This window comes from Streptomyces sp. NPDC017529 (genome assembly GCF_044329785.1).
Taxonomy (GTDB): domain Bacteria; phylum Actinomycetota; class Actinomycetes; order Streptomycetales; family Streptomycetaceae; genus Streptomyces.
In genome coordinates this window covers 1-24,377 of sequence record NZ_JBIRJY010000037.1, presented here as the reverse complement: position 1 = coordinate 24,377, position 24,377 = coordinate 1, and the positions used below count along the sequence as shown (strand labels likewise).

General features: G+C 69.7%; 28 protein-coding genes and 2 pseudogenes. 22 read left to right on the top strand and 8 right to left on the bottom strand.

Going from position 1 to position 24,377, the window contains the following annotated elements; genetic code table 11:
• Positions 1 to 691 precede the first annotated feature (691 nt).
• Positions 692 to 1,120, top strand: a complete 429-nt coding sequence (locus ACH4K4_RS38040) for a DoxX family protein (RefSeq protein ID WP_398174765.1) — start codon at positions 692 to 694, stop codon at positions 1,118 to 1,120.
• A gap of 387 nt (positions 1,121 to 1,507) precedes the next feature.
• Here the strand turns inward: ACH4K4_RS38040 and ACH4K4_RS38035 are convergent, their stop codons facing one another.
• Together ACH4K4_RS38035 and ACH4K4_RS38030 are read right to left on the bottom strand one after the other, a co-directional pair.
• Positions 1,508 to 2,452, bottom strand: a complete 945-nt coding sequence (locus ACH4K4_RS38035) for an amidohydrolase family protein (RefSeq protein ID WP_398174732.1) — start codon at positions 2,450 to 2,452, stop codon at positions 1,508 to 1,510.
• 513 nt (positions 2,453 to 2,965) lie between these two features.
• Entirely contained in the window at positions 2,966 to 3,712 is a 747-nt protein-coding gene (locus ACH4K4_RS38030; protein ID WP_398174729.1) for an SDR family oxidoreductase, read from the bottom strand.
• Positions 3,713 to 3,804: 92 nt separating this feature from the next.
• Here ACH4K4_RS38030 and ACH4K4_RS38025 point away from each other — a divergent pair, with 92 nt between their 5' ends.
• The 3 genes from ACH4K4_RS38025 (at position 3,805) to ACH4K4_RS38015 (ending at position 5,678) form a co-directional block, all read left to right on the top strand.
• The gene (locus tag ACH4K4_RS38025) at positions 3,805 to 4,422 is read left to right on the top strand and encodes a TetR/AcrR family transcriptional regulator (protein ID WP_398174726.1); all 618 of its coding nucleotides are present in this window, start codon (positions 3,805 to 3,807) and stop codon (positions 4,420 to 4,422) included.
• Positions 4,423 to 4,902: 480 nt separating this feature from the next.
• Entirely contained in the window at positions 4,903 to 5,226 is a 324-nt protein-coding gene (locus ACH4K4_RS38020; protein WP_398174723.1) for a hypothetical protein, read from the top strand.
• A gap of 299 nt (positions 5,227 to 5,525) precedes the next feature.
• Positions 5,526 to 5,678 (top strand): hypothetical protein, encoded by a 153-nt coding sequence (locus ACH4K4_RS38015; RefSeq protein WP_398174720.1) that lies wholly within the window; start codon positions 5,526 to 5,528, stop codon positions 5,676 to 5,678.
• Between the two features lie 593 nt (positions 5,679 to 6,271).
• Here the strand turns inward: ACH4K4_RS38015 and ACH4K4_RS38010 are convergent.
• Positions 6,272 to 6,925: a flavodoxin family protein gene (locus ACH4K4_RS38010; RefSeq protein WP_398174717.1), complete on the bottom strand. Its 654-nt coding sequence runs from the start codon at positions 6,923 to 6,925 to the stop codon at positions 6,272 to 6,274.
• Between the two features lie 158 nt (positions 6,926 to 7,083).
• Between ACH4K4_RS38010 and ACH4K4_RS38005 the strand changes: the two are divergent.
• The 6 genes and pseudogenes from ACH4K4_RS38005 to ACH4K4_RS37980 all read left to right on the top strand — a co-directional run.
• Positions 7,084 to 7,407 (top strand): annotated as a pseudogene (locus tag ACH4K4_RS38005) (transposase); the annotation flags it as partial.
• Between the two features lie 59 nt (positions 7,408 to 7,466).
• Positions 7,467 to 7,622, top strand: a complete 156-nt coding sequence (locus ACH4K4_RS38000; protein ID WP_398174714.1) for a hypothetical protein — start codon at positions 7,467 to 7,469, stop codon at positions 7,620 to 7,622.
• Between the two features lie 304 nt (positions 7,623 to 7,926).
• Positions 7,927 to 8,346: a hypothetical protein gene (locus tag ACH4K4_RS37995; RefSeq protein ID WP_398174711.1), complete on the top strand. Its 420-nt coding sequence runs from the start codon at positions 7,927 to 7,929 to the stop codon at positions 8,344 to 8,346.
• 199 nt (positions 8,347 to 8,545) lie between these two features.
• Positions 8,546 to 9,208, top strand: a complete 663-nt coding sequence (locus ACH4K4_RS37990) for a restriction endonuclease (protein ID WP_398174708.1) — start codon at positions 8,546 to 8,548, stop codon at positions 9,206 to 9,208.
• A 449-nt stretch (positions 9,209 to 9,657) separates the two neighbouring features.
• A complete protein-coding gene (locus ACH4K4_RS37985) occupies positions 9,658 to 10,128 on the top strand; it encodes a hypothetical protein (RefSeq protein WP_398174705.1) in 471 nt (156 codons plus the stop codon).
• On the top strand, positions 10,125 to 10,415 hold the full coding sequence (locus ACH4K4_RS37980) for a transcriptional regulator (RefSeq protein WP_374086080.1): 291 nt from the start codon (positions 10,125 to 10,127) through the stop codon (positions 10,413 to 10,415). The genes ACH4K4_RS37985 and ACH4K4_RS37980 overlap by 4 nt, the downstream gene beginning before the upstream one ends.
• A gap of 125 nt (positions 10,416 to 10,540) precedes the next feature.
• Here the strand turns inward: ACH4K4_RS37980 and ACH4K4_RS37975 are convergent, their stop codons facing one another.
• Both ACH4K4_RS37975 and ACH4K4_RS37970 read right to left on the bottom strand, forming a co-directional pair.
• Positions 10,541 to 10,711: a hypothetical protein gene (locus ACH4K4_RS37975; protein ID WP_398174702.1), complete on the bottom strand. Its 171-nt coding sequence runs from the start codon at positions 10,709 to 10,711 to the stop codon at positions 10,541 to 10,543.
• Positions 10,712 to 10,773: 62 nt separating this feature from the next.
• Positions 10,774 to 10,950 (bottom strand): hypothetical protein, encoded by a 177-nt coding sequence (locus ACH4K4_RS37970; RefSeq protein WP_398174699.1) that lies wholly within the window; start codon positions 10,948 to 10,950, stop codon positions 10,774 to 10,776.
• A 147-nt stretch (positions 10,951 to 11,097) separates the two neighbouring features.
• On the opposite strand from ACH4K4_RS37970, the gene ACH4K4_RS37965 reads away from it, so the two are divergent.
• The 6 genes from ACH4K4_RS37965 to ACH4K4_RS37940 all read left to right on the top strand — a co-directional run bounded on the left by ACH4K4_RS37965 (position 11,098) and on the right by ACH4K4_RS37940 (position 14,304).
• Positions 11,098 to 11,337 carry a hypothetical protein gene (locus tag ACH4K4_RS37965; protein ID WP_398174696.1) on the top strand — a complete coding sequence of 80 codons (240 nt, stop codon included), beginning with the start codon at positions 11,098 to 11,100 and terminating at the stop codon, positions 11,335 to 11,337.
• Entirely contained in the window at positions 11,334 to 11,708 is a 375-nt protein-coding gene (locus tag ACH4K4_RS37960) for a toxin Doc (protein WP_398174693.1), read from the top strand. The genes ACH4K4_RS37965 and ACH4K4_RS37960 overlap by 4 nt, the downstream gene beginning before the upstream one ends.
• Positions 11,709 to 11,864: 156 nt before the next feature.
• Positions 11,865 to 12,398, top strand: a complete 534-nt coding sequence (locus tag ACH4K4_RS37955; RefSeq protein ID WP_398174690.1) for a GNAT family N-acetyltransferase — start codon at positions 11,865 to 11,867, stop codon at positions 12,396 to 12,398.
• Positions 12,399 to 12,883: 485 nt separating this feature from the next.
• Positions 12,884 to 13,177, top strand: coding sequence for a hypothetical protein (locus tag ACH4K4_RS37950; RefSeq protein WP_398174687.1), 294 nt, complete (start codon positions 12,884 to 12,886; stop codon positions 13,175 to 13,177).
• The gene (locus ACH4K4_RS37945; RefSeq protein WP_398174684.1) at positions 13,174 to 13,350 is read left to right on the top strand and encodes a hypothetical protein; all 177 of its coding nucleotides are present in this window, start codon (positions 13,174 to 13,176) and stop codon (positions 13,348 to 13,350) included. Before ACH4K4_RS37950 ends, ACH4K4_RS37945 begins: the two co-directional genes overlap by 4 nt.
• Positions 13,351 to 13,608: 258 nt before the next feature.
• Positions 13,609 to 14,304, top strand: a complete 696-nt coding sequence (locus tag ACH4K4_RS37940) for a hypothetical protein (protein ID WP_398174681.1) — start codon at positions 13,609 to 13,611, stop codon at positions 14,302 to 14,304.
• A 203-nt stretch (positions 14,305 to 14,507) separates the two neighbouring features.
• Here the strand turns inward: ACH4K4_RS37940 and ACH4K4_RS37935 are convergent, their stop codons facing one another.
• Together ACH4K4_RS37935 and ACH4K4_RS37930 are read right to left on the bottom strand one after the other, a co-directional pair.
• Entirely contained in the window at positions 14,508 to 15,614 is a 1,107-nt protein-coding gene (locus tag ACH4K4_RS37935) for a DNA alkylation repair protein (protein ID WP_398174678.1), read from the bottom strand.
• Between the two features lie 478 nt (positions 15,615 to 16,092).
• Complete coding sequence (locus ACH4K4_RS37930; RefSeq protein WP_398174675.1) at positions 16,093 to 16,512, bottom strand: PPOX class F420-dependent oxidoreductase; 420 nt, start codon at positions 16,510 to 16,512, stop codon at positions 16,093 to 16,095.
• A 424-nt stretch (positions 16,513 to 16,936) separates the two neighbouring features.
• On the opposite strand from ACH4K4_RS37930, the gene ACH4K4_RS37925 reads away from it, so the two are divergent.
• Positions 16,937 to 18,418, top strand: a complete 1,482-nt coding sequence (locus tag ACH4K4_RS37925) for an MFS transporter (RefSeq protein WP_398174672.1) — start codon at positions 16,937 to 16,939, stop codon at positions 18,416 to 18,418.
• A 358-nt stretch (positions 18,419 to 18,776) separates the two neighbouring features.
• Here the strand turns inward: ACH4K4_RS37925 and ACH4K4_RS37920 are convergent, their stop codons facing one another.
• Positions 18,777 to 19,742 carry an Lrp/AsnC family transcriptional regulator gene (locus ACH4K4_RS37920; protein WP_398174669.1) on the bottom strand — a complete coding sequence of 322 codons (966 nt, stop codon included), beginning with the start codon at positions 19,740 to 19,742 and terminating at the stop codon, positions 18,777 to 18,779.
• 175 nt (positions 19,743 to 19,917) lie between these two features.
• On the opposite strand from ACH4K4_RS37920, the gene ACH4K4_RS37915 reads away from it, so the two are divergent.
• The 5 genes and pseudogenes from ACH4K4_RS37915 to ACH4K4_RS37895 all read left to right on the top strand — a co-directional run.
• Complete coding sequence (locus tag ACH4K4_RS37915; RefSeq protein WP_398174665.1) at positions 19,918 to 20,508, top strand: NADPH-dependent FMN reductase; 591 nt, start codon at positions 19,918 to 19,920, stop codon at positions 20,506 to 20,508.
• Between the two features lie 91 nt (positions 20,509 to 20,599).
• The gene (locus ACH4K4_RS37910; RefSeq protein WP_398174662.1) at positions 20,600 to 22,111 is read left to right on the top strand and encodes an MFS transporter; all 1,512 of its coding nucleotides are present in this window, start codon (positions 20,600 to 20,602) and stop codon (positions 22,109 to 22,111) included.
• Between the two features lie 55 nt (positions 22,112 to 22,166).
• The gene (locus ACH4K4_RS37905) at positions 22,167 to 22,745 is read left to right on the top strand and encodes a hypothetical protein (protein WP_398174659.1); all 579 of its coding nucleotides are present in this window, start codon (positions 22,167 to 22,169) and stop codon (positions 22,743 to 22,745) included.
• 66 nt (positions 22,746 to 22,811) lie between these two features.
• Positions 22,812 to 23,924, top strand: coding sequence for a questin oxidase family protein (locus ACH4K4_RS37900; RefSeq protein WP_398174656.1), 1,113 nt, complete (start codon positions 22,812 to 22,814; stop codon positions 23,922 to 23,924).
• Positions 23,925 to 24,259: 335 nt separating this feature from the next.
• Positions 24,260 to 24,377, top strand: a pseudogene (locus tag ACH4K4_RS37895) (IS5/IS1182 family transposase); the annotation flags it as partial.

Sequence of the window (24,377 nt, the reverse complement as noted above, 5' to 3'; positions counted from 1 at the left end):
GCTTCCCAAGGGTGAGCGGGACTTGCGTCACCGCCCAGTGAGGTCCCAAACGGGGCGCCTGGACCCGCGTAACGGCGTTCCATGCCCTGTTGAGGAGAGCCGTCCCGCGCAAGTCGTGCGGCCGGAACCGGCCGGGCGACATCGTTCTGCCGCCGGCGCGCATCTGCCCGTCCGGGGCCGCCGTCGCTCCCGCCGGAGCGTTGCCGACGTCGCAGGCGGCGGTCACCGTGTGGGTGCTGGTGACGATCACCGAGACGGTGGGACGGACAGGCGGTCCGGCCGCTGCCACTCGGCGCCCCGCACCGGCCACTGCGCCTGGGTGCAACGGTCCTGGCCCACACTGCCGAGGGCCTGAGGGAGGCAGCACAGGTGATTGCTGATGTGCTCATCTCAGGCAGCCGTGTGCCTGGCCGCGGCAGTGGCGGCGGTCCCGCCATGCAACCAGGCCCGGTCGGACCGTGGAGACGGCGCATGGTGCAATGCGGCACAGGGGCCGATCAGCACGCCGTCGGCGATGTGTCCGGCCGGTGCTACTCCCGGCGTCGTACGGGGCGAGACGCCCGCTGGACGACGCGCGGGCGGGGCAGTTCGGCGACGGTGGGAGATGGCGGGGCAGTCCCGTCGTTGCCGCCTTTAGGAGGCCGCCGTGCTCAACAGACCTGCCGCGCCGTCCGGCACGCCACTCGCCCAGGTGACCCAGCGCCTCGATGCGGCCCGTCCGTACGCGCTCTCCCTCTTCCGCGCCGTCATCGGCCTGCTCTTCGCCTGCCATGGCGCTGCATCCCTCTTCGGGGTGCTCGGCGGCGCCGGCGGCACCGGTGGGACGGTCGCCGCCGGCACCTGGCCGGGCTGGTACGCAGCCGTGATCCAACTCGTCGGGGGAACCCTTGTGATGGCCGGGGTCGGTACGCGTAGCGCCGCGCTCATCTGTTCGGGTTCCATGGCCTACGCGTACTTCGAGGCGCACCAGCCGGCCGGGCTGTGGCCGCTGGAGAACGGGGGCGAATCGGCGGTGATCTTCTGCTGGGCCTTCCTGATTCTCGTCTTCACCGGACCGGGTCCGCTGTCCCTCACCCGCTTTTTGCGCAAGGCACCGGCTCAGCGACTTGTAGCTGGCTGACGTGCTGCCGGCCGGCGCGGTGCGCCACTGCGCTGTCCGCCTGCGTTGGCCGGCCGCGCGCGAAGTCCTGGCCGCCGACGCTTCCCAACTGCACGACCTTCTCACCCCGGAGTTCCGGGCAGCCGTCGCCGACTCCGGGCAGCTGTCGCTGTCTTCGGCATCAGCTCCAGCGGCGACCGCGTCGCCGGCGTCCGGCTCGCCTCGGGCGAGGTCCGAGCGCGCGAGGGCATCGTCATCGGTGCATGGTTGGAGTCCCGGCACGAGTTGCTCGGCCCCCTTGGTGTGAAGGTGGCCGAGCGCGCCGTCCTGGCACGGTGAGCGCCGTGACGCAGCGCCCCGCCCGGCGGAGTTGTGGCCCGAAGCGGTTCGCGGTGCCCTGTTGGCAGGTCAGCGGGCGAGGCGGGGGAAGAGGAACTCGGCGTTCTTGCGGTTGATGGCTTCGGCCTGGCCGGGGGTGAAGTCCGGGTAGGCCTGGAGGAAGTGGTTGTAGTAGCTACCGGCCTCCTGCGGGGCGAATGGCCAGTCGCTGCCGTAGAGGACGTGGCCGGGCTCGGCGAAGGCGAGCAGGGCGGGTAGGGCGCTGGGGCTGGCGGACAGGGCGGTGTCGAAGTAGAACCGCTTCAGGTCGTGCAGGATGTCCTCGGCCTTGCGCTCGCGGTCGATGGCGGTGGAGGTCAGGCCGGCGAAGCGGTACGCGGCGTAGGGCAGGAAGCCGCCGCCGTGGGAGAGGATGACCCGCACGTTCGGGTAGCGGTTCATGACGCCGTTCAGCACCAGGTTGAGGGCGCTGCGAGTGGTGTCGAAGACGTAGTCGGCGAGCGGGGCGGGGGTGCCCGGAAGCAGGTCCATCGGAGGCTGGGCGGGGTGGACGAAGACGTTCGCGCCCCGGCGGTCGAGCTCGGCCCACAGCGGTTCGAAGTCGGGGTCGCCGAGGTAGCGGCCGCGGGCGTTGGACATCAGTACGACGCCGTCGGCATGCAGGTCGTCCAGCGCGTGGACGGCCTCCGCCGCGGCGGCGTCGACGTCGGGCAGCGGGATGCTGGCGAAGTGGCCGAAGCGGGCGGGCGTGTCCTTGACGACCTCGGCGCCGTACTCGTTCACGGCACGGGCGAGATCCCGGGCCTGCGCGTCGTCGCCCAGGTGCACGCCGGGCGCGGTGACGGAAAGGATGCCGGTGGCGATCTCCTGCTGGTCCATCATCGCGACGGCGCTCTTCGGGCTCCAGTCCGGGATGGCCCAGCCGCCGGAGTCGAGGCCCTGCGCGGCGAGGGTTTCGGCCCAGACCGGCGGAACGATGTGCTGGTGGACGTCGATGCGAGCGGAAAAGGGCATATCGCTTTACTCCCTGGTATTCAGCGACCTCACTGAGTCCACTCAGTGAGCTGACAATCCTGCGAAAAGCAGGCGTCCGCGGTCCCGGCAGCACCCCTGAGCTGCCCGTGGAATCCGGCATCGAAGACCTGGCCGGGCCGCCGACCGGGGCCCGGCCCCTGGCCCGACCCCAGGTGCGAGCACCGCGGAATCCATCCACGTCGCAGCATGTCCCGGACGACCGAGGAACGCTGCCGTTTTCCATGAACATCGAATACGACCGTGCCGGGGCACTGCTGAAAGTCGTGTACAGCCACTGCCGCAACTCGTGGACAGAGCCGCAGGAGGACCTCCAGGCGATGCGGCGGGACTGGGGTCTGTCGGGGAAGCGTTGGTCATAGCTCCTGGTTGAGGACCACGACCAGCAACATCGCCTCGTAGCGGATGGCGAGCTTGGCACTTCTCGGTCCGTGACGGGGTGCCGCTGCGCGTAACGGCGCCGCTGGTGATCGCGCGGCGGATGCCGCCCGCGGGTCAGGTCTGGCTCTCGCCGCCGTCGACGTACAGGTTGGCTCCGAGGATGAAGCTGCTCTGCTCGGACGCGAGGAAAGCCACCACGTTGGCGACCTCGTCCGGGTGTCCGATCCGGCCCAGTGGGACACCCGCGGCGAACTGTGACTTGGTCAGAGGCGCGTCCGCCGCGCCCACGGCGTCGAGTCCAGGCGTGTCGATGGTGCCCGGGGAGACCGCGTTGACCCGGATACCGCGGTCCTTGAGCTCGTTGGCCCAGGTCCGGGCGAAGGACCGGATCGCTGCCTTGGAGGCCGCATACGTGCCGAACGCCGTGACACCGTCATCGGCGCGCACCGAGGAGTTCAGGATCACCGACGCGCCCTCGTTGAGCAGCGGCAGCGCCTTCTGCACCGTGAACAACGTCCCCCGGACGTTGACGCCGAAAATCTCCTCGAAGTGCTCCTCGGTGACCTGCTGCAGCGTCGCGAACGACGCGGTGCCGGCATTGGCGAACAACACGTCCAGGCCCCGGCCCCGGGAGCGGACCGTGGCGTAGAGCCGGTCCAGGTCGGCCAGGTCGGTCATGTCACCCACCACCGCGGTGGCCCGTGCCGGGCCGATGGTCTCGACGGCCGCCTCCAGCACGGCGTTGCGCCGGCCGGTGATGAACACGTGCGCGCCCTCGGCTGCCAGCCGAACGGCGGCGGCCAGGCCGATCCCGGTGCCGCCGCCGGTTACGACGGCGGTCTTCCCTTCGAGCTGTCCCATACCCGTGGCCTCCCCATAATTCAGTACCGATCGATACTGAAGAGGACCGTAACACATCTGTACCGAACGGTTCGGAAGGTAGGATCGATCGTATGGAAACGCGGCAGAAGGCGCCGATCGGCCGACCTCGGAGTTTCGACGCCGACGAGGCCCTCGAACTCGCCATGCGAGTTTTTTGGCAGCAGGGCTACGAAGGCGCCAGCCTCACCGATCTGACCAACGCCATGGGTATCACCCGCACCAGCCTGTACGCGGCCTTCGGCAACAAGGAGGACCTGTTCCGCAAGGCCCTGGAGCGCTACACCGAAGGCCCCGCCTCGTACGGGGCCCGAGCCCTGCAAGAACCGACCGCCCGACAGGTGGCCACCGCCTTCCTCGACGGCTCCGTCCGGGCCACCACCCGCCCGGGCGGCCCCACCGGGTGCCTCGGCGTCCAAGGATCCCTCGCCGCCGGCGACCCGGGAAGCAACGCCCGCGACGCCCTCATCGCCTGGCGCGACGAGCACACCTCCCGCCTCCGCGACCGGTTCCGGCAAGCCGTCGACGAAGGCGACCTGCCTCCCGGTACCGACCCCGAACTACTCGCCCGCTACCTCATGACCGTGGCAAACGGCATCGCCGTCCAAGCCGCCGGCGGCGCCACCCGCGACGACCTCCAGCAGGTGGCCGGCATGGCCCTGCGGAGCTGGCCATGCCGGCCACCTGCCTGACGGCCCCGACCGAGGCCGGCTCCTCGGCGATGTCAAGGAGGCCGGGCGCCGCGGCTTCGCCTGGAGTGACCGCCCCGGCCTGCTCGTCATGGCCCACCGGCAACTGGGTGGCTCGATCGCTGTCGACTGGGTGGGGCGACGTGGACGTGTGACACATCTGCTAGCGATCACCAGGTGCTCGATGCTCTGATCTGTGAACCTAGTGATCTTTCGGACTTTTTGCAGGTGCTCGGGTGTGGCTCTGAACTGGGATTCAGTGATGTTGATGCCCGCCTGCTTGGACGTGGGCAGTTCTTGAGTGCTGGCCAGGAAGTTGCTCAGTTTTGGAGAGTGGGGTCTAGTAAAAGTTACTGGCTGGTAGGGAGGTGTTGAGTTGAGCGTATGGTCCGAACCGGCCGGGCCCACCCCCGCAGGGTGACCTCTCGTACCAGCCTGGGCAGCCCTGGGCATCACCTGTGTGCAGCAGTGGGGGAGTACGCGATGCATGGCACCCAGGCCACCGGGGCGACGGGTGTCCGGATCAGGCTCGACTCGGTGACTGGCCTCGACGGTTACCTGGCGTTGATCGGATGGCTCCGCGGTGAATGCCGCCTACGCCTCCAGGGACGCGTCCACGTCGTGCCCGCCCCACCCGCGGAGAACGAGTTCGGTGCTGGTCTCGAACTGCTCACGGTGTCCCTCGGTTCCAGCGGGATCGCCACCGTCCTGGCCGGTTCCCTCGCCACCTGGTTGCGGAACCGCCGTACCCCGACCAAGATCCGCACCTCCGTCACCCGGGCCGACCGTACCCTGGAAGACCAGTGACGCCGCCGAGGCCGAGCGCTGATCCGGTGATTCCTGGGGGAGGACGCCGATGGAGTCTGACGACGCCGCCGTCTTCATCGGCGTCTCTAGGTACCGGGGCCTCTCCCTCCTGAACGTGCCCGCAGCGCGCAACAGCCTGCGCGCGATGCACCGGCCGCTGACCAGCTCCGAGTTGTGCGGCCGGTCCGAGGCCCAGGTGCACATGTTGGGGGACTCCGCCAGGGCCACGGACCTGGCCCTGGAACTGCATCGCCTGGCCGAGAAGACCACGGGCACCTTACTGATCTACTTCGTCGGCCATGGGATCGTCATCGAGTCCGGTGCGCTGTGCCTGGCCGCAGGGCGATACCCAGCTGCGCTACCCCGACCTGACCGGCCTGGAGTACGACAAAGTCCGCAGCGCTCTCCTGGACTCACCGGCCCAGGTGAAGTTGGTGATCCTCGACTGCTGATACTCGGGCCGGATCATCCATGGTCTGGCGGGCGCCGGTGAGAGCCAACTCGTGGACAGCACCGACATCCGCGGCGTCTATACACTCACAGCCTTCGCGAGCCGAGACCGCCGGCACGTCCTTCACCCAGGTCCTGTGCAACAGCGTGCGAAGCGGCATCCCAGGCATCCCGCCGACGCTCGCTCTGACCGACATCTACCCTTGTGAGGTTGCTGAGGCTTGTTGCTGCCCTGGTGGTCGGGATCTTGGCCACCGGTTGCTGCGGGCTGGCGGCGGGAGAACGCTGCTGGGAGAGCCCGGGGTGTGTCGTCGGCGAAGTGCTCGTCCGCGCTCCGGCGCAACGAGGAGATCGTGGCCGAGCTCGATCGAGGACGAGGCCGAGCGGTTCGCCGCCATCATCAAGAAGCCCTTTGCGGCGGAGGCGCACTGCCGGACTCCCTTGGACCCGTGTCGCGGGTATGCGGCTCGTCACCGGCACGGGCCGGCTCGTCATGGCGTAACAGCTCCCCGCGTACGGGCGGCACGCGCGGAACGGGGCGCGCGTGCCGGGCGCGTACGTCGCTCACGGGCACCCGGCACCCGCGGGAGGCGGATCAGACGGCAATCGCGGCGCGGCCGGCGACGTAGATCGCGGCCTGGGCGGCGACGCGGCGGCCGAGGTGTTCGGCGGTGGCTATGTCAGCTTTGTGGACGCCGTCCGGGCCCCGGTCGGTGTCGGTCTGCGCGCCGGCGCCCAGGTAGAAGCCGAGGCGGTTGAGGTCGTTCTCGGAGGCGGTGGTGGAGTGCCAGCCGGACGGCAGGCCGAGGTTGATCCAGTGCATACCGTGCTGGGCGGCCAGCACGGAGAAGAACTGCAGGGTGTGCAGCTTGTCGCCGCTCTTGGACCCGGAGTTGGTGAAGCCCGCCGCGAGCTTGTCCTGCCAGGCGCGGGTCGCCCAGCGCTTCGAAGTGGCCTCGGCGAAGACGTGGAAGGCGCCGGACGCGGTGCCCATGTAGGTCGGCGAGCCGAAGACGATCGCGTCGGCGGCGTCGAGCAGACCCCACTGCTCCTCGGTGATCTCGTCGACCTTGACCAGGTGGACGGTCGCCCCGGCGTCGGCGGCACCCTCGCGCACCGCCTCGGCGAGCACCGCGGTGTGGCCGAAGCCGGAGTGATGGGCGATGGCGACGACCGGCGGGACGGCAGCGGCGGGAGAAGCGGAGGAAGGAGAGGCGGCGCAAGAAGCGGTCGGGGCGGGCGTGGTCATGGCGGGGCTCCTCAGAATCGTGCCGCGTGGCGCGGGGCGAGGCGGTCAACGAGCCAAAGGAAAGCACTCAATTCTAAGAACCTTACTTACTGATCATTTCAGAATGAGTTTGATCCAGGGGGTTGGCAGTTGGGCTGGTGGGCGGCGCAGTTCTGAGGGTGTTGGATGATCTTGTACCTGATGATCTGTGGGAACGTGTCGCTCCGCTGCTCCCTCCTCGCCCGCCGCGGCGTCGGCGGTATCCGGGCCGGCTGCCCGCGGATGACCGTGCGGCTCTGCGCGGGATCGTCTACGTCTAGCGCACGGGGGTGACCTGGGCGGACGTGCCGACCCAGACGATCGGCTGCAGCGGGGTGACGTGCCGGCGGCGTCTGCGGGACTGGACCGAGGCCGGCGTCTGGCCCCGCCTGCACGAGATCCTCCTTGCGGAACTGCGCAGAGCCGGCCTGCTGGACATGGAGGACGGCGCGGTCGACAGCACCGCGACAGCTTCATCGACGAACTCTGGCTGGACCACGATCTCGGCGGCGACGACAGCATCATGCCCGTGGTGACGCTCTTGGAAGAAGCCGCCTTCAACAGGCGGCCTTTCCACATCGGAACGGTCTTCGTGCACAGCGCCAATCCCATCGGCGCTGAAACCGTCGTCCGGTCGCTCACACGCTGGAACTACCGCGTCCGGCGGGCAACGGCTTAAGGGAGTCCGACACGAAGTTGAGGTTCAGCGTCCGACGCGAGCGGCGGAATCCTACAGATCAAGCTGCGAGGCTGTCTCCGTCCCGGTCAGGGCCTTCGTGAAGACGGTGATGTAGTCCCCGCAGTCGAGCTACACCCATCTGAGCTTCGAAACGCTGTCGGGCGGCTTCCGCAGGCGCCTGAGATTGACGCCGGCCCGCCCGCACACCGGGGCGCGGCTCCCCGGAGCCATCGCGCCAGCCGCGCCCCTTCGCCTTCTGGCCCTTGGGCCAGCGCACTGGCCGCACCACGAACTGCTGACCGCGTTGTTGGAGACCGCCTGGCACGACGTCACTCAGCTGTACGGCACCACGGCCTCGCCCGTGTTCGTGCACGCGCTCGACTGCGCCCTCGGTGCCCAGGTGGCCGTCTGGGCACGGTTCGCCGGACACAGCGCCGAAGGGCATGCTCCCGACTGGGATTCCTGCGGACCCGACTGCCCCGCTGACGACCCGGAACACCGCATGCAGCGGTCAGACCGGACGACGTTCTGCCGGACCGCCGGACGACGCCTGAACCGGCAGATGATCGACTTGGGCGCCGACATGATCCTCGCCCCGTCCCGCCCCGATCCATCCACGGCCCGCCACCTCGCTGCCGACCTGCGGAACGCACATGCCGCACAGGCCGCACAGATTCCGGTGTGGGAGATCCACACGCCTGGTGCACCACCGCGCAGCTCGTAAGCCGGCCGAGACTGAGGCCTGCCCCAGGCAGTCGCTCCGGCCGAGGCCGACGTCAGGTACCCGATCCGTTTCGAGACGCGATGACCACGGCGGCCCCGGGGCCCAGGCCCTCTTGCCGGGGCCGGGCACGACTCTCACACTGCGGACCACGAGCATGGCGAGTGGGGGAGCGATGGCAGCACGACGACGGCGCCGGCGTATGAGGAAGCGCACGCGCAGGCAGCTGCAGGGCGGGGGAACTGCGGCGGCGGTCATGGCCGTGGTGTGGATGGCCGGGAACTGGGCGGCAGTGTGGCCCGTCCTGGTGACGGTGCTCGCCGTCTCCGCTGTGGGCGGGGCCGGCTGGTTTTTCCTGCGCGCGCACCGGCGCGCGGTCGGCCAGGACCGGCAGTGGCGGGAGCAGGAGGAAGCCAAGGCGCGGGAGCTGTCGATGACGGAGGTCGACGCGCTCTCCTGGCAGGACTTCGAGAAGTACATCGCCGGTCTGTGCCGCCGGGACGGCTGCACGAAGGTCATTGTCAGCGGCAAGAGCGGCGACCTGGGCGCCGACGTCATCGGCTATCTCCCCGACGGCCGCAAACTCGTGGTCCAGTGCAAGAAGTACGCGCCGCACCGCAGCGTGTCCTCGCAGGACATGCAGAAGTTCGTCGGCACTGCCCGCCTTGAGCACGGCGCGGACGTCGCCCTGTTCGTCACCACCTGCCGCACCTTCACCAAGGACGCCCTCGGCCTGGCGGTGCGCCAGGACATCGTGGCCCTGCACCGCGACCTGCTGGGCTCCTGGGTCAAGGGCGCCCGCCTGGAGACGCTGATCCCGCTGAACGGCAGCGGCGGCGGCACACGACGCCCGCCCGCGCGGTGAAAGGCGGCAACCATCAGCCGGGGCTGGTGGAAAGGTACTGCTGGTCGGCGTGACGTACGCGCCGCTGCTCCCGGGTACGGCGCCGGTGCTGGACAAGGCCGTGCAGCGCGCCGATGGCAACGAAGGCGACGATGGTCAGGACCGACAGCCAGGCGATCGTGTCCCCTCTGCCCAGTACCGTCGGCAGGTGAGCGCGCCCCGAGGGATATGCCGACGCCCGGGCGGAAGTGCAGCATCCGGGCGCCGGCATCCCCGGCGCGGCGGAGGTTGCTCCTGTTGGCCCCAACAGGAGCAACCGAGGCTGACCAGGCTGTTCACGAGGGGCTCGCAGCCCGCCCCAGCCCTTGCAGGAGGCTGGCTCGAAGACGCCGGAAGGCCGTCCCGGTCAGGGCGAGGCTTGCGACCAGGATACTTGCCGTGACGGCAAGTGTTCTGCGATTCTTTCCACCATGGAAACCAACTCGGACAACCCCGGTCGGGTGACGCCGGATTCGGCCCGCTCCGCCCTGGACTCAGTCGCCGCCTCCCGGGCCCATGCGGCCACCCACATCGCGGCCCCGTGGTGGTACCACGTGGGCCTGGGTGCCGCGGTGGCGCTCGTCTTCTTCTCCATGAGCCTGCGGGAGGCCCCCTGGGCGGTCTCCGTGTTCGTCGTCGCGGTGCTCGGCCTCGACTACGCGGTCCGGCGTGCGACCGGCGTCTCCTATCAGCGGTTCACCGCCACGCTCGGCGCCATGAGGATCTTCGGCGGGTGGATGCTCGCCTTCGTCCTGCTGGCCGCCGTCGGCATGTACCTGGAGTGGGGTGCCGGTGTGCAGTGCGCCATCGCCGTGACCGGCGGTGTCATCGGCGTGCTCACCGCGGCCGTGGGGTTCCGCGTTGACGCGGTCGCCGGACGCGACATCCGGGCCGGACGATGACCGGCGCGGCCTTCGACGAGGTGATCCACGCACCGAACCGGCTGCAGATCTGCAGCATGCTCGCCGCCGTCGACGCCATGGAGTTCTCCGTCGTCCGCGAGGCGCTGGGGGTCAGCGACTCGGTGCTGAGCAAGCACGTCAAGGTCCTCCAGGAGGCGCAGTACGCCTCGGTCACGAAGGTCCGCCGGCGCGCCTGGCTCGCGCTCACCCCGACCGGCCGGAAGGCCCTCGCCGGGCACATCGCCGAACTCCGCCGCATCGTCAAGCAGGCGGAAGCCGACCGCTGATCCGCGCCGGCCCGTCAACTCGACGCAGATCGAGGTGGTGGTGCCCACAGGCCCGACTATCGAGTGCAAACCCCCACCACGGCCACCGTCCTCCAGCAGGACGGCACGATCCTCGCCGACTCCGGTCAGGGTGAGGAGACATCGCTGTCCGGTTGGCGGTCCAAGTGGCGGATCAGCCGTTCGGCACGGATGAGCGCGGCAATGAAGACGACCGTGCCAGCCAGCATGACCAGCCAGGCGACGGCCTGCCACGTCGATTCGGTGCGCAACACGTACGGTGTGAACACAGCCATCATGACCGCGAGCACACCGAGCGCGGCCAGCCAGACGAGTCTCCTCAGGGTCTCCTCGGGCGTCCTCAGGACAGGACCGCCGGCGCCTTCGTCGGACGCAGGGTGCACGGGTGTGGGAACAAGGCCAGCGGCAGCAGCCACAGGCCCGCGATGCCGAGGGACGTAACCATAAGCGTGTACAGCCGCGGCACCAGCTGCACCACCCAGTCGGCCGGGCCGCTGGATGCCTTCCCCTTCGCCATGGTCACGACGGTAGTGACCTACCCGGTGCCGGTGCGCGTTCGCGAGAACTGGCCGCCGATCCGGCCAGGCCCGATGGCTTGTGCCATCCGTCAGTCCCGGACGTGAAGGACCTACCCGGACAGGTACCAACTAGGTACCCTGAGGTCATGCCATCCCTCAATGTCAGTTTCACCCCCGAAGAACTGGAAGGCGTGCGGGCTGCTGCCGCTGCCGAGGGCAAGTCCCTCAAGACGTACCTGCACGACCTGGGCGTGCGCGAGCAGCAGCGGCGCCAGTTCGTCGCCGGCGCGGTCGAGTGGGCCGACCGGCTGCGTGAGGAGTTCGACCAGGTCTTCCCCGACGAGATCGCACCCTCGGAGCGCACCTCGGAAGCCGACGCCGCGTGATCTTGCGCATCGACGTCTCCTGGCTCCTGGACGTCCAGGAGCACGCCACCCCCGAAGACGTGAGCGTCGCGGACTACTCGGCGCTCGTGGCCGCCGTCGCCCGGCACAAAACCCGCCTGCCCACCCTGGCCAGCGCCGACCCCGACGCAGCGTGGCGTGCCGCGGCGCTGCTGCACACCATCGTCCGCCTCGAACCGCTGCCCTACCGCAACAACCTGTTCGCCGCGATCGTCGTCGCGCAGTACATGGGACAGTCGGGCCAGGGCATCGACCCGCCCTACGGCGCCCTGTCCGAGCTGGTCCGCGAGGTCCGCGACGGCGAGGTCAAGCTGCCTGCGGTCGCGGACCGCCTGCGCTCCTGGCGCATCTGACCGGGCACCACGCCCGGTTCAGCGTCGGCGGCCGAACGGCCCCCAGCTCGGCGTGTGCGGCGACCGCAGGACAGCGGGCCGTGGCTGTCCATAGCCGGTGGCGGTACGGGCAGCGCCGATTACTGGTGAGGCGCTTGTTTTCGGCAGGATGGTGCCATGACTGAGATCCGCACCCCCCGCCTCCTGCTCCGTCGGTGGCACGACGACGACCTCGCGCCCATGGCGGACATCAACGCGGACCCGCGGGTCATGCGCTGGATCGACGACGGGTCGGTGCGCGACCTGGAGCACACGGCCCAGGCCATCGAGCGCTGGGAGGAGGAGTGGGACGAGGAGGGTTTCGGGCTCTTCGCCGTTGAACTGCTGGCCTCGGGGGAACTGGCCGGCTGCGCGGGCCTGTCCGTGCCCGAGTTCCTGCCGCAGGCACTGCCCGCCGTGGCGATCAGCTGGCGGTTCGGGCCGCAGTTCTGGGGCCAGGGTTACGCTTCCGAAGCCGCCCACGCCACGCTGGAGTTCGCGCTCCAGGACCGTGGCCTCGACCGAGTCATCAGCATCAGCCAGGTGGGTGACGACGCCTCCGAGAACATCATGCGCAAGCTCGGCATGGAGTGGGACCACGAGACGGCACATCCGGTCTACGGCCATCCGCTGCGCGTCCATGCCATCGATCTCACCGAGTTTCAGGCGTGAACCGGTGCAAGGCCTATGGCTTGGTCCGCTGCGCCTGAGGTCCGGTGCGAACGTGCGGTGTCTCTCGTTGCTCTCCGGCATGTACTGCGACCACGTGGTGAGGTCCTGCGCGCGCCGGCACCTTGATCTTCGGGGCGGCGCAGTCGAGAGCCCGTTGCGCTGACGGACGGCTGATTCGGTGCCGGCGGCGAGCGGACCGTATGCCGGACCGGGCTTCGCTGAACGACTGCGGGCACCCCCCGTGAGCGGTTCGGCCCCGCCGTACAACTGGGTAGCCTCCAGGGACCTGACGCCGCTTCACCGGGGAGCCGTAGTGCACCTCCTCCGCCGTGCCGCGGCCCTTGCCAGTCCTGTTCTGCTGCTGTCCGTGGCGGCGTGCTCTGCCGATGCGTCCCGCGAGGACGCCAAGCCGCCGCGGCCGGCCGCGCCCTCAGCGCCGGGCGGACTGGCGCTGGCCAAGGCCGTCGACCAGCTGAAGATCGCCCGTGAGAGCCGGAGATCTGCACCGCCCTGAACAGAACACCGCGTCTGGTGCCCTCGTCGACGGCAGCGGATCACCACACACCCGGCAGTACCGGCGTGCCCCCACCCGCGGCCGTCAGATCGCCGGACGGTTCGTCGTCATCCCCGCTGCCCCGTTCTCCCACGCCACCGCCGCCGACCAGGAGACCTGGCGGGCCCTGATCGGCACCCTGGAGTCCTTGCTCCGCCTTCACGAGCACGCCCCGGGCACGCTGAGCGCGATGAGCGACTACCTCTTCCACCGCACCGCGGCATGATCGGCAGCCTCTCCCAGCTCATCCGCGGCGCCGCCGTGCTGGCCATCGAGGACGGCAGCGAGCGCATTACCCAGGAGCTGCTGGAGCTGGTTCCCCTCGACTTCGCCGCCGAGCAGACCCAGCAGATGATCATCCCGGCCAACGTCAAGGGCCGGGGGAGGAGCGTGGCCTGATGCTCCTGCCCCGGCTTCCCGACGCGGTGCCACCGGCCCGGCACGAGATCGCCGTCTCCTACATCAGCCGCCTGGCCACTCTGCACGGCATGGACCCGCAGATCCTCTGAATGCAGGTCACCCGTCCGGAGTGGGACGGCGCCGCCCGACATCGACCACCCTGCTGTCGACCTCAGTCGCCTTCCCGACGTCATCGACGCCCAGCGCCGCCACCTTCTCGTCCTGCGACGCTACGGCTGGCAAGCCACCTACGACGCGGTGCTGTCCGCCTTCATGATCTGCGCGCACGTCTGGGCCGACGGCCGCCTCCCCGGCGAGGACTTCCACTGCTGGCACACCTGGGACAGCAGGACGTACACGCTCATCCCCTACGGCCACGCCGCCAAGTCCTACAGCTCCTACAGCACCTCCAAGCTGTTCGCCGCCGTCTATCCCGAAGCCATCGCCCTGGCACCGCTGATCGCTTCCCCCTACTGGCGGCAGAGGGCCTCCGGCAGCACCACCGAGCAGACCGGGTTCTTCACCGAAGTCAGCAAGCGCGTCACCTACCCCTATAACGACCCCGGACGCGGGGACGCCATCGTGCACTGGGCCATCGCCGACTCCTGGCGCCCGCCCTCCAAGCCGCTGACGACCTACACCCCCGGCCGGGTCCGGGGCAAGATGTCACCCCTCCACGCCAGTCGAGTCAAACGACACGAGAACAGCGTGAAGTGGTACAGCCGCATCAGCCGGAACCAGGGCCGCACGCTCCTGTTCCACAACCACCTCAAGCCCGTCCTCCTGCGCGAGCGGACACCGCAGTACGTGAAGTGGGAAGGCACGATCTGGCACAGCAGCCGCACCGACGACCTCATGAAGCAAGAGGTCGCACGACGGCGCAAAGAACTCCAAGACGGAGCCGCACGCCTGCGACGCCAGCGGACAGCGCACGTTCCTCTTGAACAGCCGTGACGTGGGGGCCGAACATCGGTCTCCGTGGGCTCAAGGACCGGTGCGCAGAGAACTACTGTCACCTTGCGGCAGCTTCGGGAGGGCAGGGCCGTGACCGACGAACAAGTACGTCACGCCCGTGACTTGCTCGCCCGCCCGGGGAACAGTGTCACCTCGATCGCGAAGCTCCTCGGTGTCTCCCGCAACATCATCGTTCAGCAGGCTCAGGCTGGGCCTTGCGATGTTTCGGCGGCGGCGGTGATGTGGACCTCGGTCGCGGCGAGGACACGTCCGTTGGCCTGGACCTCGATGCGGTGCGGGCCGGGGTGGATCGTGCGGACCGAGAGGCTCTCGAACCGGTGCCGGCGCGAGAAGGGGACCGCCTGGCCCGCGGGGAGGTCCCGGGCGGTCAGCTTGAACACCTTGCCCGCTTTGGGGCCGCGAACCCCTTGGTAGTGGACGATGTAGTCGATCGCCGCTCTCGTCGCGTCGGTGGCGTGCAGCGTGAAGGTGACGGTGGTCGCCTCTCCGATGGAAATGGTGGAGGGCGAGCAGGCGAGGTCCGTGATCTCGATCGGAGCATGGTGATCGAACCCGAGAACCGCGAGAGCCTCCGGGTGTCCTCGCTTGACGAGTGTCCGCAGGCCGTGGCGTACGACGAAATCCCCCTGCGTGCTGCCGCGCAACCATCGCCGGGCGGTGACGAGGACGAGGTCGGGGTGGTCCTTGCTGATGTCGTTGAGGTGGTTCGCCACGGAACGGCGCACGTAGAGGGACTCGTCGTTGACGAGAGGCTCCAGGAGCGCCAGCGCGGGAGCGGGATCGGCGACGAACCGCGAGAGCCGTGACGCCCAGGGCAGCCGCGGGCGCGTGCCCTCCGAGACGAGCCGCCGAACGTGTTCGTCCGGGTCGGTGGTCCACGCCCTGAGCTGCTCCATCGTGACCTCGTAGTGGGCTTCGACGAACGGCCGGATGGCGAACTCGGCGGTGTAGCGGGAAGTGAGCGCGGCCAGCAGCGGCAGCGCGACGTCGGGCCGGTCCAGCAGCGCCGAGGCGACGTAGGCGTTGACGGGCATGGAAGCCCACCCCGTAAGACCCCCGCTGTCGAGGGCACCACGGATCACCCGGCCGGCTTCCTCGGGGGACGTCGGCATCGTCGCCGCGAGGGCACGGGCGATCCAGTCGATACGGGCCTTCAGCTCCAGCTCATCGATACCGGTGCCCGCGAGCTGCTCGAACGCCGTCCGGTCGAACGAGGCCGAGGCACCCGCGAGGTCGCCCGCGAGACGCCCGATGAGCTCCGGAGACAGTTCGTCCTTGAAATCGGCCATCTCAACGCCCGCCCACGCTCACGTCGAGGACCCCGACCGCTCGCCCCGTACGGCTCCCGGCCGGCGGGAGAAGGGGCTCGATGCGCTCCCACTGTTCATTCGGGAGCGGTGTGAATCTCGACCGGGGCATCATGGTTTCGAGTCTGCCACGGACCACTGACACACGGCCGGTACCTCAGGCGCTCTGAGCTGTGGCGACTCTCCCCTTCGCGCAGCTTTCCGTGCTGGACAAAGGGTCATTTATGCGAGGTCGCCGCCGGTCACCGCACATCCGTCCCGTCCGGCCTGCATGAGGGGCAATCGGCGCGCACCCGAACTGGGCGCGGAGCCCCGCCTTCTGCCTCGCTCACGCCCACCTCGCAAGGCGTGCGTGTGGGCGGGGCGGGGTGGAGTTTCCACCGCGGGCTCTCGGCCTCGCCTCGCGGCATGCCTCCGCTCCAGCCAGGCGAAACCCATAACGGTGGCGAGGACCAGTCGCCTAATTCAGCATGCCGTACGCGTGGTCTGGGCGGATGCGGGCAACCACGCGGCGGTCGGCGACCATGGCCCGGCGGAAGGCGTCCCAGTCGGGATGTTCGCCGCGCACCGCCCGGTAGAGGGCGATCATCTCCTCGACCGTGGCGTCGCCGGGATCCGCAGCGACCGGCGACAGTTCGACATCGCCCTCCAGGACCACATACGCCCAGAAGTCGTCGCGGGCGATGTGCAGCGCCGCCCACGGCTCGCGGCGCAGATTGAAGTATTTGGCCCGGCCGGTGGTGATGGAAATGCGAATCACACCGTCGTCGTCGACCCAGTGTCCGACATTGGACAGCTGCGGTCGGCCGTTCTTGCGGATCGTTGTCAGGACCGAGAAAGTGTGCTTGCGGGCGAAGTCGAGCGCGGTTTCCAGTTCCATAGCACATGAAATCAGGCCAGAACGCCCATTTGTTCCCCATTTCCGACACCCGGCCGGGTGATGTGCGTGGTCGATCCGGCCCGGGGCGGGCCTGTTCCTGGTGTGCGCCGGGGTCCGGGGGTGTCGTACAGTGGGTGAGTTCCTGTGCCGAGGTGTCGGTGGCAGTGACCGGACTTCCTGTTTCTTCTGTGTGATCTTGAGGTGGCGACCTATTAACCGGGCCATGTAGTCGTCCGTGTTCCCCGCGTGCTGATGTGTCGCACGTGTCCGGGGGCGGACGTCGCGCTGGCCTGAGTTGCGTCACCCACCTCCGCAGTTTTCTTCCCGGGTGCAGCTCTGCCGTCTGCCCCGGGTTTCGTGTTTTCCGGCCCCGGTGCGGCTGTCGGCAGGGCTCCCCGATTCCTTTGGATCAGGAGTTCCCGTTTTGTCTTCCTCCGCGCTCGGCAACGAGCCAGAGCACACCACCACCCAGACCCCGACCCACCCATCACCTGAACCCTCGAAGATGGCCATGGGGGCCTGGATCGCCCTCCTGGTGCTGCTGACCGCCGAGCTGATGAACATGCTCGACCAGTCGGTCGTCCTGACCGCCCTGCCCGCCATTCAGGAGTCGACCGGCGCCGGACCGGTCGCGGTGCAGTGGCTGACCACCGCCTATTCCCTGCCCGTCGCCGTCGGGCTGATCACCGGCGGACGGCTCGGTGACATCTACGGCCGCCGCAGGATCCTGCTCGTCGGCACTGTCGTGTTCACCGCCGCCTCGCTGCTGTGCGGTCTGGCCACCGGCCCGGGCGTGCTGATCGGTGCCCGCCTGCTCCAGGGCGTCGGCGTGGCCGTGATGATCCCGCAGGTCTTGGCGACCATGCACGTCACCTTCGAAGCCCAGAACCGCAGCAAGGCATTCGGCCTGTACGGGGCCGTCCTGGCCATCGCCAACGTCCTGGGCCCGGTCCTGGGCGGCGTGCTCACCCAGGCCGACCTGTTCGGGCTGTCCTGGCGGCCGATCTTTCTGGTCAACGTGCCCGTCGGGCTGGCCGTACTCCTCCTGGGACGCGCCTTCGTCCCCGAATCGACCGTCCGCAAGGCCGACCGGCTCGACCTGGCCGGCATGCTGCTGTCCGGCCTGGCCATCGTCCTGATCCTCTTCCCGCTCACCGAGGGCCACGCCCACGGATGGCCGCTGTGGTGCTTCGTCATGCTCGCCGCCGGCCTCCTTGTCCTTGGTGTCTTCCTGCGCCACCAGCGGTGCAGGCAGGGCAACGCCCCGCTGGTGACCCTGTCCCTCTTCCGGGTCAGGCAGTTCACCGGGGGCATGGCCGCGGACCTGCTGCACGGCCTGCTGTGCGGCCTGTTCTTCATGACCTGGACGCTGTATCTGCAACGCGGGCTGGGCCTGAGCCCGCTTGAGGCGGCCGTTGCCTTCGTGCTGCTCTCCGTGGGAGAACTGGGCGGCGCGACGATCGCGGCGAAGACGGCCGGGCGTTTCGCCCGCCGTCTGCCGCAGACCGGAGCCCTCGTCGCGACCGCTGCGATGGTCGCCTACGGGCTCCAGATCGGCAGCCACCAGGCCGACCTGACCCTGCTGGCGATGACCGCTCCGGTGGTGCTGATCGGCTTCGGCCTGGGCATGGTCTCCGGCCCGCTCGCCGATCTGTCGCTGGCCAGGGTCCCGCACGAGGACGCCGGCTCGGCCTCGGGCCTGTTCAACACCGCCATTCACCTGGGCATCGCGCTGGGCACCGCGCTGACCGCCGTGGTGTTCTTCGCCATCGCCGGCGGCTCTCCCGACGGCGCGGTCAACCGCGACGCGTTCGTCACCGTGCTGTGGTGGGTCGGCGGCCTCCTCGCCCTGATGTGGGCCCTGATGTTTTGCCTGCCCAAGCCCCCGAAGAACCGGGCCGGGTAAGCCGGTGCCCCGAGGCGGCGGCACCCGCCGAGTGCCGCCGCCTCACCCGCCACCTGTACACGGCCCTGTTCTCGTACAGCGGCGAACAAACAGGTAGCTGGGTGAGGCCCGGGTCTGAATCTGGCGCGAGGGCCAGTCGTCAGATGCCGGGCGTCGGCTCGCCGTGCTCGCGCAGCATCATCCGCATCGCGGGTGCGGGCGGATTCGTGGCCTTCAAGGGTGGGGCCACGGATGTATTCGCGTTCGCTGCCGGAGGGGGCGGCCGGCACGGTGAACACGGTGCCGGAGGACTCGGGCAAGCCCTGGAGTTCCTCGGCGGCGAGCGTCGCCGATTCGATGCGCCCGCGCGGATCCGGGGTTAGCTGGGGGTGCCGTGGGTGAGGCGTTTGACATCGCGCAGGATGGGTGCGGTCTCGATGGACTGCACGCCGGGCAGGGTACCGAGTTCGTGGTCGAGGTAGCGGTAGAGCTGGTAGGCGTCGGCGAAGTGGCCGGTGGCGACCAGGTTGGAGGGGCCGGTGGTCGCGGCGGCGAAGGGGATCTGAGGGTGGGCCGCGAGGGCTCTGCCGACGGCGCCCAGGGCTCCGGGCGCGATGCGGAGCCAGAGCCGTACCAGCATCTGCTGGCCCAGGAGTTCGGGGTCGATGTCGACGACGAAGAGCAGTGCCCCGGACGTGCGCAGCCGCTCCAGGCGGCGGCTGATGCCGGCTGCTGAGCGGCCGGTGGCCTCGGCCAGCTCGGGGAGGGTGGAGCGGCCGTCGTGGGCGAGGGCGGACAGGAGCTTGTGGTCCACGGAGTCCAGTTCGACTGTCCCGACAACTGGGTGGGCCGGCTTGCCCGGCGCCGGGGTGCTGCCGGGGTGCGTATCGGGGGCGGGAGGGGTGTCCTCGGGCGTGGTGCCGAAGATGTGCAGGAGGCAGTGCGCGCTGACGGAGACTACGCGAGGGGTGTGGGGGAGCTTGTCCAGCAGCAGGGCGTCGCGTTCGCGGGCGGAGCGGATGTCGACAGCGCAGTTCAGTTCGGTGCCTCCGGAGGCGATCTGCACCCAGGAGGTGTCGGTGCGGCGGGCCAGCGCGTCGGCGATTTTGGCTGAGGCGGCCGGTGTGCAGTTCAGGCGCAGGAGCCAGCGGGTCAGCCCGACATATTGGGGGATCAGCTGGCCGGACACGCGCAGGCCGCGTTCGCGCAGGCGGCGGTAGCGGCGGGCGACGGTGTGCTCGGAGACTCCGGCGCCGTGGGCGATCTGGCTGAAGGGTGCGCGGCCGTCGCGTCGCAGTTCCTGGACGATCCGTTGATCGACCTCGTCGAGGCTGCTGGAATCCATGATTTCCTCCCGGCCGTATGCCAGATCTTTGCGTGATCAAGCGTATGGCGCGGGGATACACGCCGGGGGCCTGGAGGGTGGAGGCATCTCGCTCACTCGGCGGGCACGGCGGAGGGATCCGCCAGCCCGCCAGGTCGAGCCGGAGCAGACCCCCATTTCCAGGAAGGCTTCTTTCATGACGTCGACCCCCGCCCCTGCCGCCGCTGAGCGTCCACTGCGAATCGCTGTGCTGGTGGCGAGCACCCGCGAGGGCCGCTTCGCCCCGACCATCACCGCCTGGTTCACCGGCCAAGCCGCCCTGCACACCGGCCTGAGCGTGGATGTGATCGATCTGGATGTTGACCGGCTGCCGATGCATCTGACCACTGAGCGGCCCGCCGAGGTCACGGCGATGGCCGGGCGGCTGGCGGCGGCCGACGGCTTCGTGGTCATCACTCCGGAGTACAACCGGTCCTTCCCCGCCCCGCTGAAGGCGGCCATCGACTGGTACCAGGAAGAGTGGCAGGCCAAGCCCGTCGGCTTCGTCACCTACGGCGGCGTCTCGGGCGGGCTGCGGGCCGCGGAGCAGCTGCGGCTGGTCTTCGGCGAGCTGCACGGCGCCCCGATCCGCGAGGGTGTCACCTTCGCCAACTACCCCGAGCGCTTCGACGCCGCAGGCCGCCCCACCGACGAGGGCTGCAACACCGCGGCCAAGGCCCTGCTGGAGCAGCTGACCTGGTGGGCCCGCGCGCTGCGCACCGCCCGCGAAACCCACCCCTACGCCTGACCCCAGCCGCGGGACGGCCCCGGCATGCCGTGGTGCCCTCTGTCGGCCCGGGGCCGTCCCGTTTTCACCTCTCTTCACCAAGGAAGTTGCCATGTCCGTGTCCACCCCTGCCGAGGCGGACCCCCGGCGCTGGACGGCGCTGGTCTTTGTCTGCCTGGCCCAGCTGATGGTCGTCCTCGACGGCACGATCATGAACATTGCCCTGCCCTCGGCACAGCACGCCCTGGGGTTCTCCGACGGCGCGAGGCAGTGGGTGGTCACCGCCTACGCCCTCGCCTTCGGCGGGCTGCTGCTGTTCGGCGGCCGGCTGGGAGATCTGTGGGGCCGCAAGCGGGCCTTCGTCACCGGCGTGATCGGGTTCGCCGCCGCCTCCGCACTGGGCGGGATAGCGGTCAATACCGCGATGCTGATCGGCGCACGGGCCCTGCAAGGCGTCTTCGGCGCGCTGCTGGCCCCGGCCGCGCTGTCGCTGATATCGGTGATGTTCACCGAGACCAGGGAACGCGCCAAGGCGTTCGGGATCTACGGTGCGCTGGCCGGCGGTGGCGCCGCGATCGGCCTGCTGCTGGGCGGGGTGCTCACCCAGTACCTGAACTGGCGCTGGACCCTGCTGGTCAACATCATCTTTGCCGCCGTCGCCGCCATCGGGGCGCTGGCCGTCCTGCCCGGCCGCAGCGGCGAGCGCCCGCGCGGTGCCCGCCTGGATATTCCCGGGGTGCTGCTGGCCTCCCTCGGGCTGGTCGCCCTGGTGTACGGGCTGTCCACGGCCGAGACGCACGGCTGGGCCTCGGCCACCACCCTTTCTCTGATCGGTGCCGGTGTGGTGCTGCTGGCCGCGTTCGCAGTGCTGGAGAGCCGCCTCACGGCCCCGCTGCTGCCGCTGCGGGTGGTGTGGGACCGCAACCGCGGCGGCGCCTACCTCGCGATGGGCCTGGCCGTGATCGGCATGTTCGGCCTGCTGCTGTTCCTCACCTTCTACCTGCAGAACGTTCTCGCCTTCAGCCCCCTGCAGTGCGGCGCCGCCTTCTTGCCCATGACCTTGGGCATGGTCGCCGGCTCCACCCAGATCGGCCCCCGCCTCGCCCCCCGCGTCGCGGTACGCGCGCTGATGGCGCCCGGCTTCCTGCTGGCCGCCGCCGGCCTGGCCTGGCTCACCCAGATCACCCCCACCAGCTCCTACACCACCGTGGTGCTGCCCGGCCTGCTCGTCATCGGCCTGGGCCTGGGCATCGCGTTCATGCCCGCCTTCAGCCTGGCCGCCCAGGGCGTGGCACCCCAGGACGCCGGGGTCGCCTCGGCCATGGTCAACACCTCCCAGCAGATCGGCGGCGCGATCGGCACCGCCCTGCTCAACACCCTCGCCACCAGCGCCACCGTCACCTACACCCGCCACCACCCCGGCACGCAGCCGGGCGGCCCCCTGCACGATGAGGCCCTGGTCCACGGCTACACCACCGCCATGTGGTGGGCCGTCGGCATCCTCACCCTCGCCGCCCTGGCCGCCGCCGCCCTGATCACCCAGCACCCGCGCCGGGCCGCGCACCCCGAAGACGGCCGGCACGCCCGGCACAAGCGCAGCCGCGCCACCGCCGATCACACCTGATCCCTGCCCCACGTGCGGCCCACGCCGTACGCCCACCGAAGCAAGGAGAGAAGCCATGGCGATCCGCCGTGTCATCACCGGCCACAAGGACCAAGGGCAGGCGATCGTGGTCCGGGACGAGCATCTCCACCCGGACACACCGCACTTCGCGCACTACCCGATCTGGGGTGCCGATCAGCCACCGGTCTTCCCGGACAGCGGGCAGCTCCCTGCGGGTGCGGATTCGCTGGTCCCCGCGCCCGGCGGGCTGCGGGTACGGATGGTGAGCATGCCGCCGCACTTCAGCGCCGACGACATGTACGACACCGACGCCCCGCAGCGCAGGGCCGAAGCCGCCCGCGCCCAGTTCGCCGCCGTACCCGGCGTGCTGACCGACCCCAACCCGCCAGACACGTACGGCAGCACCGCGGGCGTCTCGGGCATGCACGCCACCGCCTCGGCCGACTGCGTCATGCAGCTCAGCGGTGAATCCATCTTCCTGCTGGAAGACAGTGAGGTACGGCTGCGCGCGGGCGACTGGCTGGTCATCAACGGGGTCACCCACAGCTGGCGCAACGACGGCGACACCCCCTCGGTCATGCTCACCATCGCCTACGGCGCCCACCACCACGGCATTCCCCTGCGCACACGCTGACCGCCCCCACCAGCTCCACCGCCACCCGACACAGACGCCACACCACGCACACTCGGGAGCCAAACCATGCCTGTTGACCTGCAGCCCCTGCTGGCCGGACTGGAAATCCTTGAGGGCACCGGCCCGGAATATCAGGGTTTCGTCTCCAATCACGGTCCGATGGCCTGCGAAGCACTGGTGACCATGGGCCTGGGCGAGCGGGCGCCGCAGTGGGCCACCCACTACCGGCCCCAGCTCGAAGGACCGGCAGCCGCGCGGTTCCCCATCGACCCCGACGACTACCGCGAGGCGCTGGGCCGGGTGGACCGGCTGGGCGACTGGATCGAACTCATGCGCCGCCAGGTCGCCGAGCACCCCTGGCCCACCGTCCTGGGCCGGTGGTGGCCCAGGCTGCTGCCCGGCCTGGCCGCCGCCGGCATGCACGGCGTGATCCGCACCGCCCACGCCGTCCGCTCTCTGACCGCCACCACTACTCCCGGCCCGCTCCTGGTCGACGAACTCGCCCAGGGCCTGGCCCACTGGGCCGCCCGCTACCAGCAACTCCCCGGCAACCCCAGCCTCACCGGGACTTTGCCCCTGGCCGAAGCCCTGGCCCGGCTGCCCCGCCTCGATGAGGCCACCGAATCCCCGGCGCCCGGCATCTCCGGGCGGATGCTGGCCCTTGATGCCCTGCCCGGATTCACCGCCGCCCTGGACCGCTACCGGTCTGCCGCCCCGCCCGATCCCGCCGTGGCAGACACCGCCCAGAGCGACGCCGCCTGCCATGCCACGCTCGACGAACTGATCAGCGCCGCCTCACGGGTATTGATCGCCCGCCCGAGCGGTGCTGCCCCCGTCGCCTTCTGCCACACCATCACCGCACCCGCCGCCATCCGCCTGGTCCTGCCGCACATGCACCCTGCCCACCGCGCCCCGTCCGTAGCCACCGCCTGGCAAGTCCTCGGTGGCGTGGTCGCCTCCTTCGCCCCACGCCCCGGTGACGACGGACAGGACTGGCACACCGACCAGCCCGCCCCCGAACACGGCACGCTCCTGCAACGCGCCCACGACTCCAACGACGAACACGTCATCAAGCTGACCGAGGCCACCCTGCGCGAGCACGCTCGCACCGGCGACACCGCCCTGCTGCACGCAGCCACCGTCTTCGCCGACCGGATGCATATCCTCCTCAACAGCTGAACGGCATCCGTCCAGTCACGCACCACAAAACCCCGCTGACGACGGAGACGATGAGCGGCTGTAGCCCCGGCCGCCTGCCGACGAAGGTGGCGGCAGGCGGCCGGGACTCGTTGTGCCGTTTGGAAATGCGCGGACGTCAGCAGCCCCAAGCGCAGGGCCGGCGGTGCGTTGGAGCTATACGCTGCCTTGCCCCAGTCCTCATCGTCCACGGCGTCAACGACCGAAATTGCAAGGTCAAGTTGCCCTCGTAAGCGAGCTCCGGCTAACCGCATTCCTTCATCACGCAGCTAAAGGTTGTCCCGTAACCAGTGGTGCGGTTGGCGCGTTGGTTGTGCATGGGTGGGGTGATCTCGGCAGGTGATCCGAAGTGGATCGAGCCGTTTGCTGGTCTGACCGAGGTGCAGTTCGCCAGGCTGGTGGCACTGGTGCGGCGTCGCGGTGGTGACGTTCAGC

Excerpts from the sequence above, each read along its gene's own strand:
- ACH4K4_RS38035 (WP_398174732.1), bottom strand. The coding sequence starts at position 2,452 with ATGCCCTTTTCCGCTCGCATCGACGTCCACCAGCACATCGTTCCGCCG.
- ACH4K4_RS38030 (WP_398174729.1), bottom strand. The coding sequence starts at position 3,712 with ATGGGACAGCTCGAAGGGAAGACCGCCGTCGTAACCGGCGGCGGCACC.
- ACH4K4_RS38025 (WP_398174726.1), top strand. The coding sequence starts at position 3,805 with ATGGAAACGCGGCAGAAGGCGCCGATCGGCCGACCTCGGAGTTTCGAC.
- ACH4K4_RS38020 (WP_398174723.1), top strand. The coding sequence starts at position 4,903 with ATGCATGGCACCCAGGCCACCGGGGCGACGGGTGTCCGGATCAGGCTC.
- ACH4K4_RS38015 (WP_398174720.1), top strand. The coding sequence starts at position 5,526 with ATGGGATCGTCATCGAGTCCGGTGCGCTGTGCCTGGCCGCAGGGCGAT.
- ACH4K4_RS38010 (WP_398174717.1), bottom strand. The coding sequence starts at position 6,925 with ATGACCACGCCCGCCCCGACCGCTTCTTGCGCCGCCTCTCCTTCCTCC.
- ACH4K4_RS38000 (WP_398174714.1), top strand. The coding sequence starts at position 7,467 with ATGCCCGTGGTGACGCTCTTGGAAGAAGCCGCCTTCAACAGGCGGCCT.
- ACH4K4_RS37990 (WP_398174708.1), top strand. The coding sequence starts at position 8,546 with ATGAGGAAGCGCACGCGCAGGCAGCTGCAGGGCGGGGGAACTGCGGCG.
- ACH4K4_RS37985 (WP_398174705.1), top strand. The coding sequence starts at position 9,658 with ATGGAAACCAACTCGGACAACCCCGGTCGGGTGACGCCGGATTCGGCC.
- ACH4K4_RS37980 (WP_374086080.1), top strand. The coding sequence starts at position 10,125 with ATGACCGGCGCGGCCTTCGACGAGGTGATCCACGCACCGAACCGGCTG.
- ACH4K4_RS37975 (WP_398174702.1), bottom strand. The coding sequence starts at position 10,711 with ATGATGGCTGTGTTCACACCGTACGTGTTGCGCACCGAATCGACGTGG.
- ACH4K4_RS37970 (WP_398174699.1), bottom strand. The coding sequence starts at position 10,950 with ATGGCGAAGGGGAAGGCATCCAGCGGCCCGGCCGACTGGGTGGTGCAG.
- ACH4K4_RS37965 (WP_398174696.1), top strand. The coding sequence starts at position 11,098 with ATGCCATCCCTCAATGTCAGTTTCACCCCCGAAGAACTGGAAGGCGTG.
- ACH4K4_RS37955 (WP_398174690.1), top strand. The coding sequence starts at position 11,865 with ATGACTGAGATCCGCACCCCCCGCCTCCTGCTCCGTCGGTGGCACGAC.
- ACH4K4_RS37945 (WP_398174684.1), top strand. The coding sequence starts at position 13,174 with ATGATCGGCAGCCTCTCCCAGCTCATCCGCGGCGCCGCCGTGCTGGCC.
- ACH4K4_RS37935 (WP_398174678.1), bottom strand. The coding sequence starts at position 15,614 with ATGGCCGATTTCAAGGACGAACTGTCTCCGGAGCTCATCGGGCGTCTC.
- ACH4K4_RS37930 (WP_398174675.1), bottom strand. The coding sequence starts at position 16,512 with ATGGAACTGGAAACCGCGCTCGACTTCGCCCGCAAGCACACTTTCTCG.
- ACH4K4_RS37920 (WP_398174669.1), bottom strand. The coding sequence starts at position 19,742 with ATGGATTCCAGCAGCCTCGACGAGGTCGATCAACGGATCGTCCAGGAA.
- ACH4K4_RS37915 (WP_398174665.1), top strand. The coding sequence starts at position 19,918 with ATGACGTCGACCCCCGCCCCTGCCGCCGCTGAGCGTCCACTGCGAATC.
- ACH4K4_RS37910 (WP_398174662.1), top strand. The coding sequence starts at position 20,600 with ATGTCCGTGTCCACCCCTGCCGAGGCGGACCCCCGGCGCTGGACGGCG.
- ACH4K4_RS37905 (WP_398174659.1), top strand. The coding sequence starts at position 22,167 with ATGGCGATCCGCCGTGTCATCACCGGCCACAAGGACCAAGGGCAGGCG.
- ACH4K4_RS37900 (WP_398174656.1), top strand. The coding sequence starts at position 22,812 with ATGCCTGTTGACCTGCAGCCCCTGCTGGCCGGACTGGAAATCCTTGAG.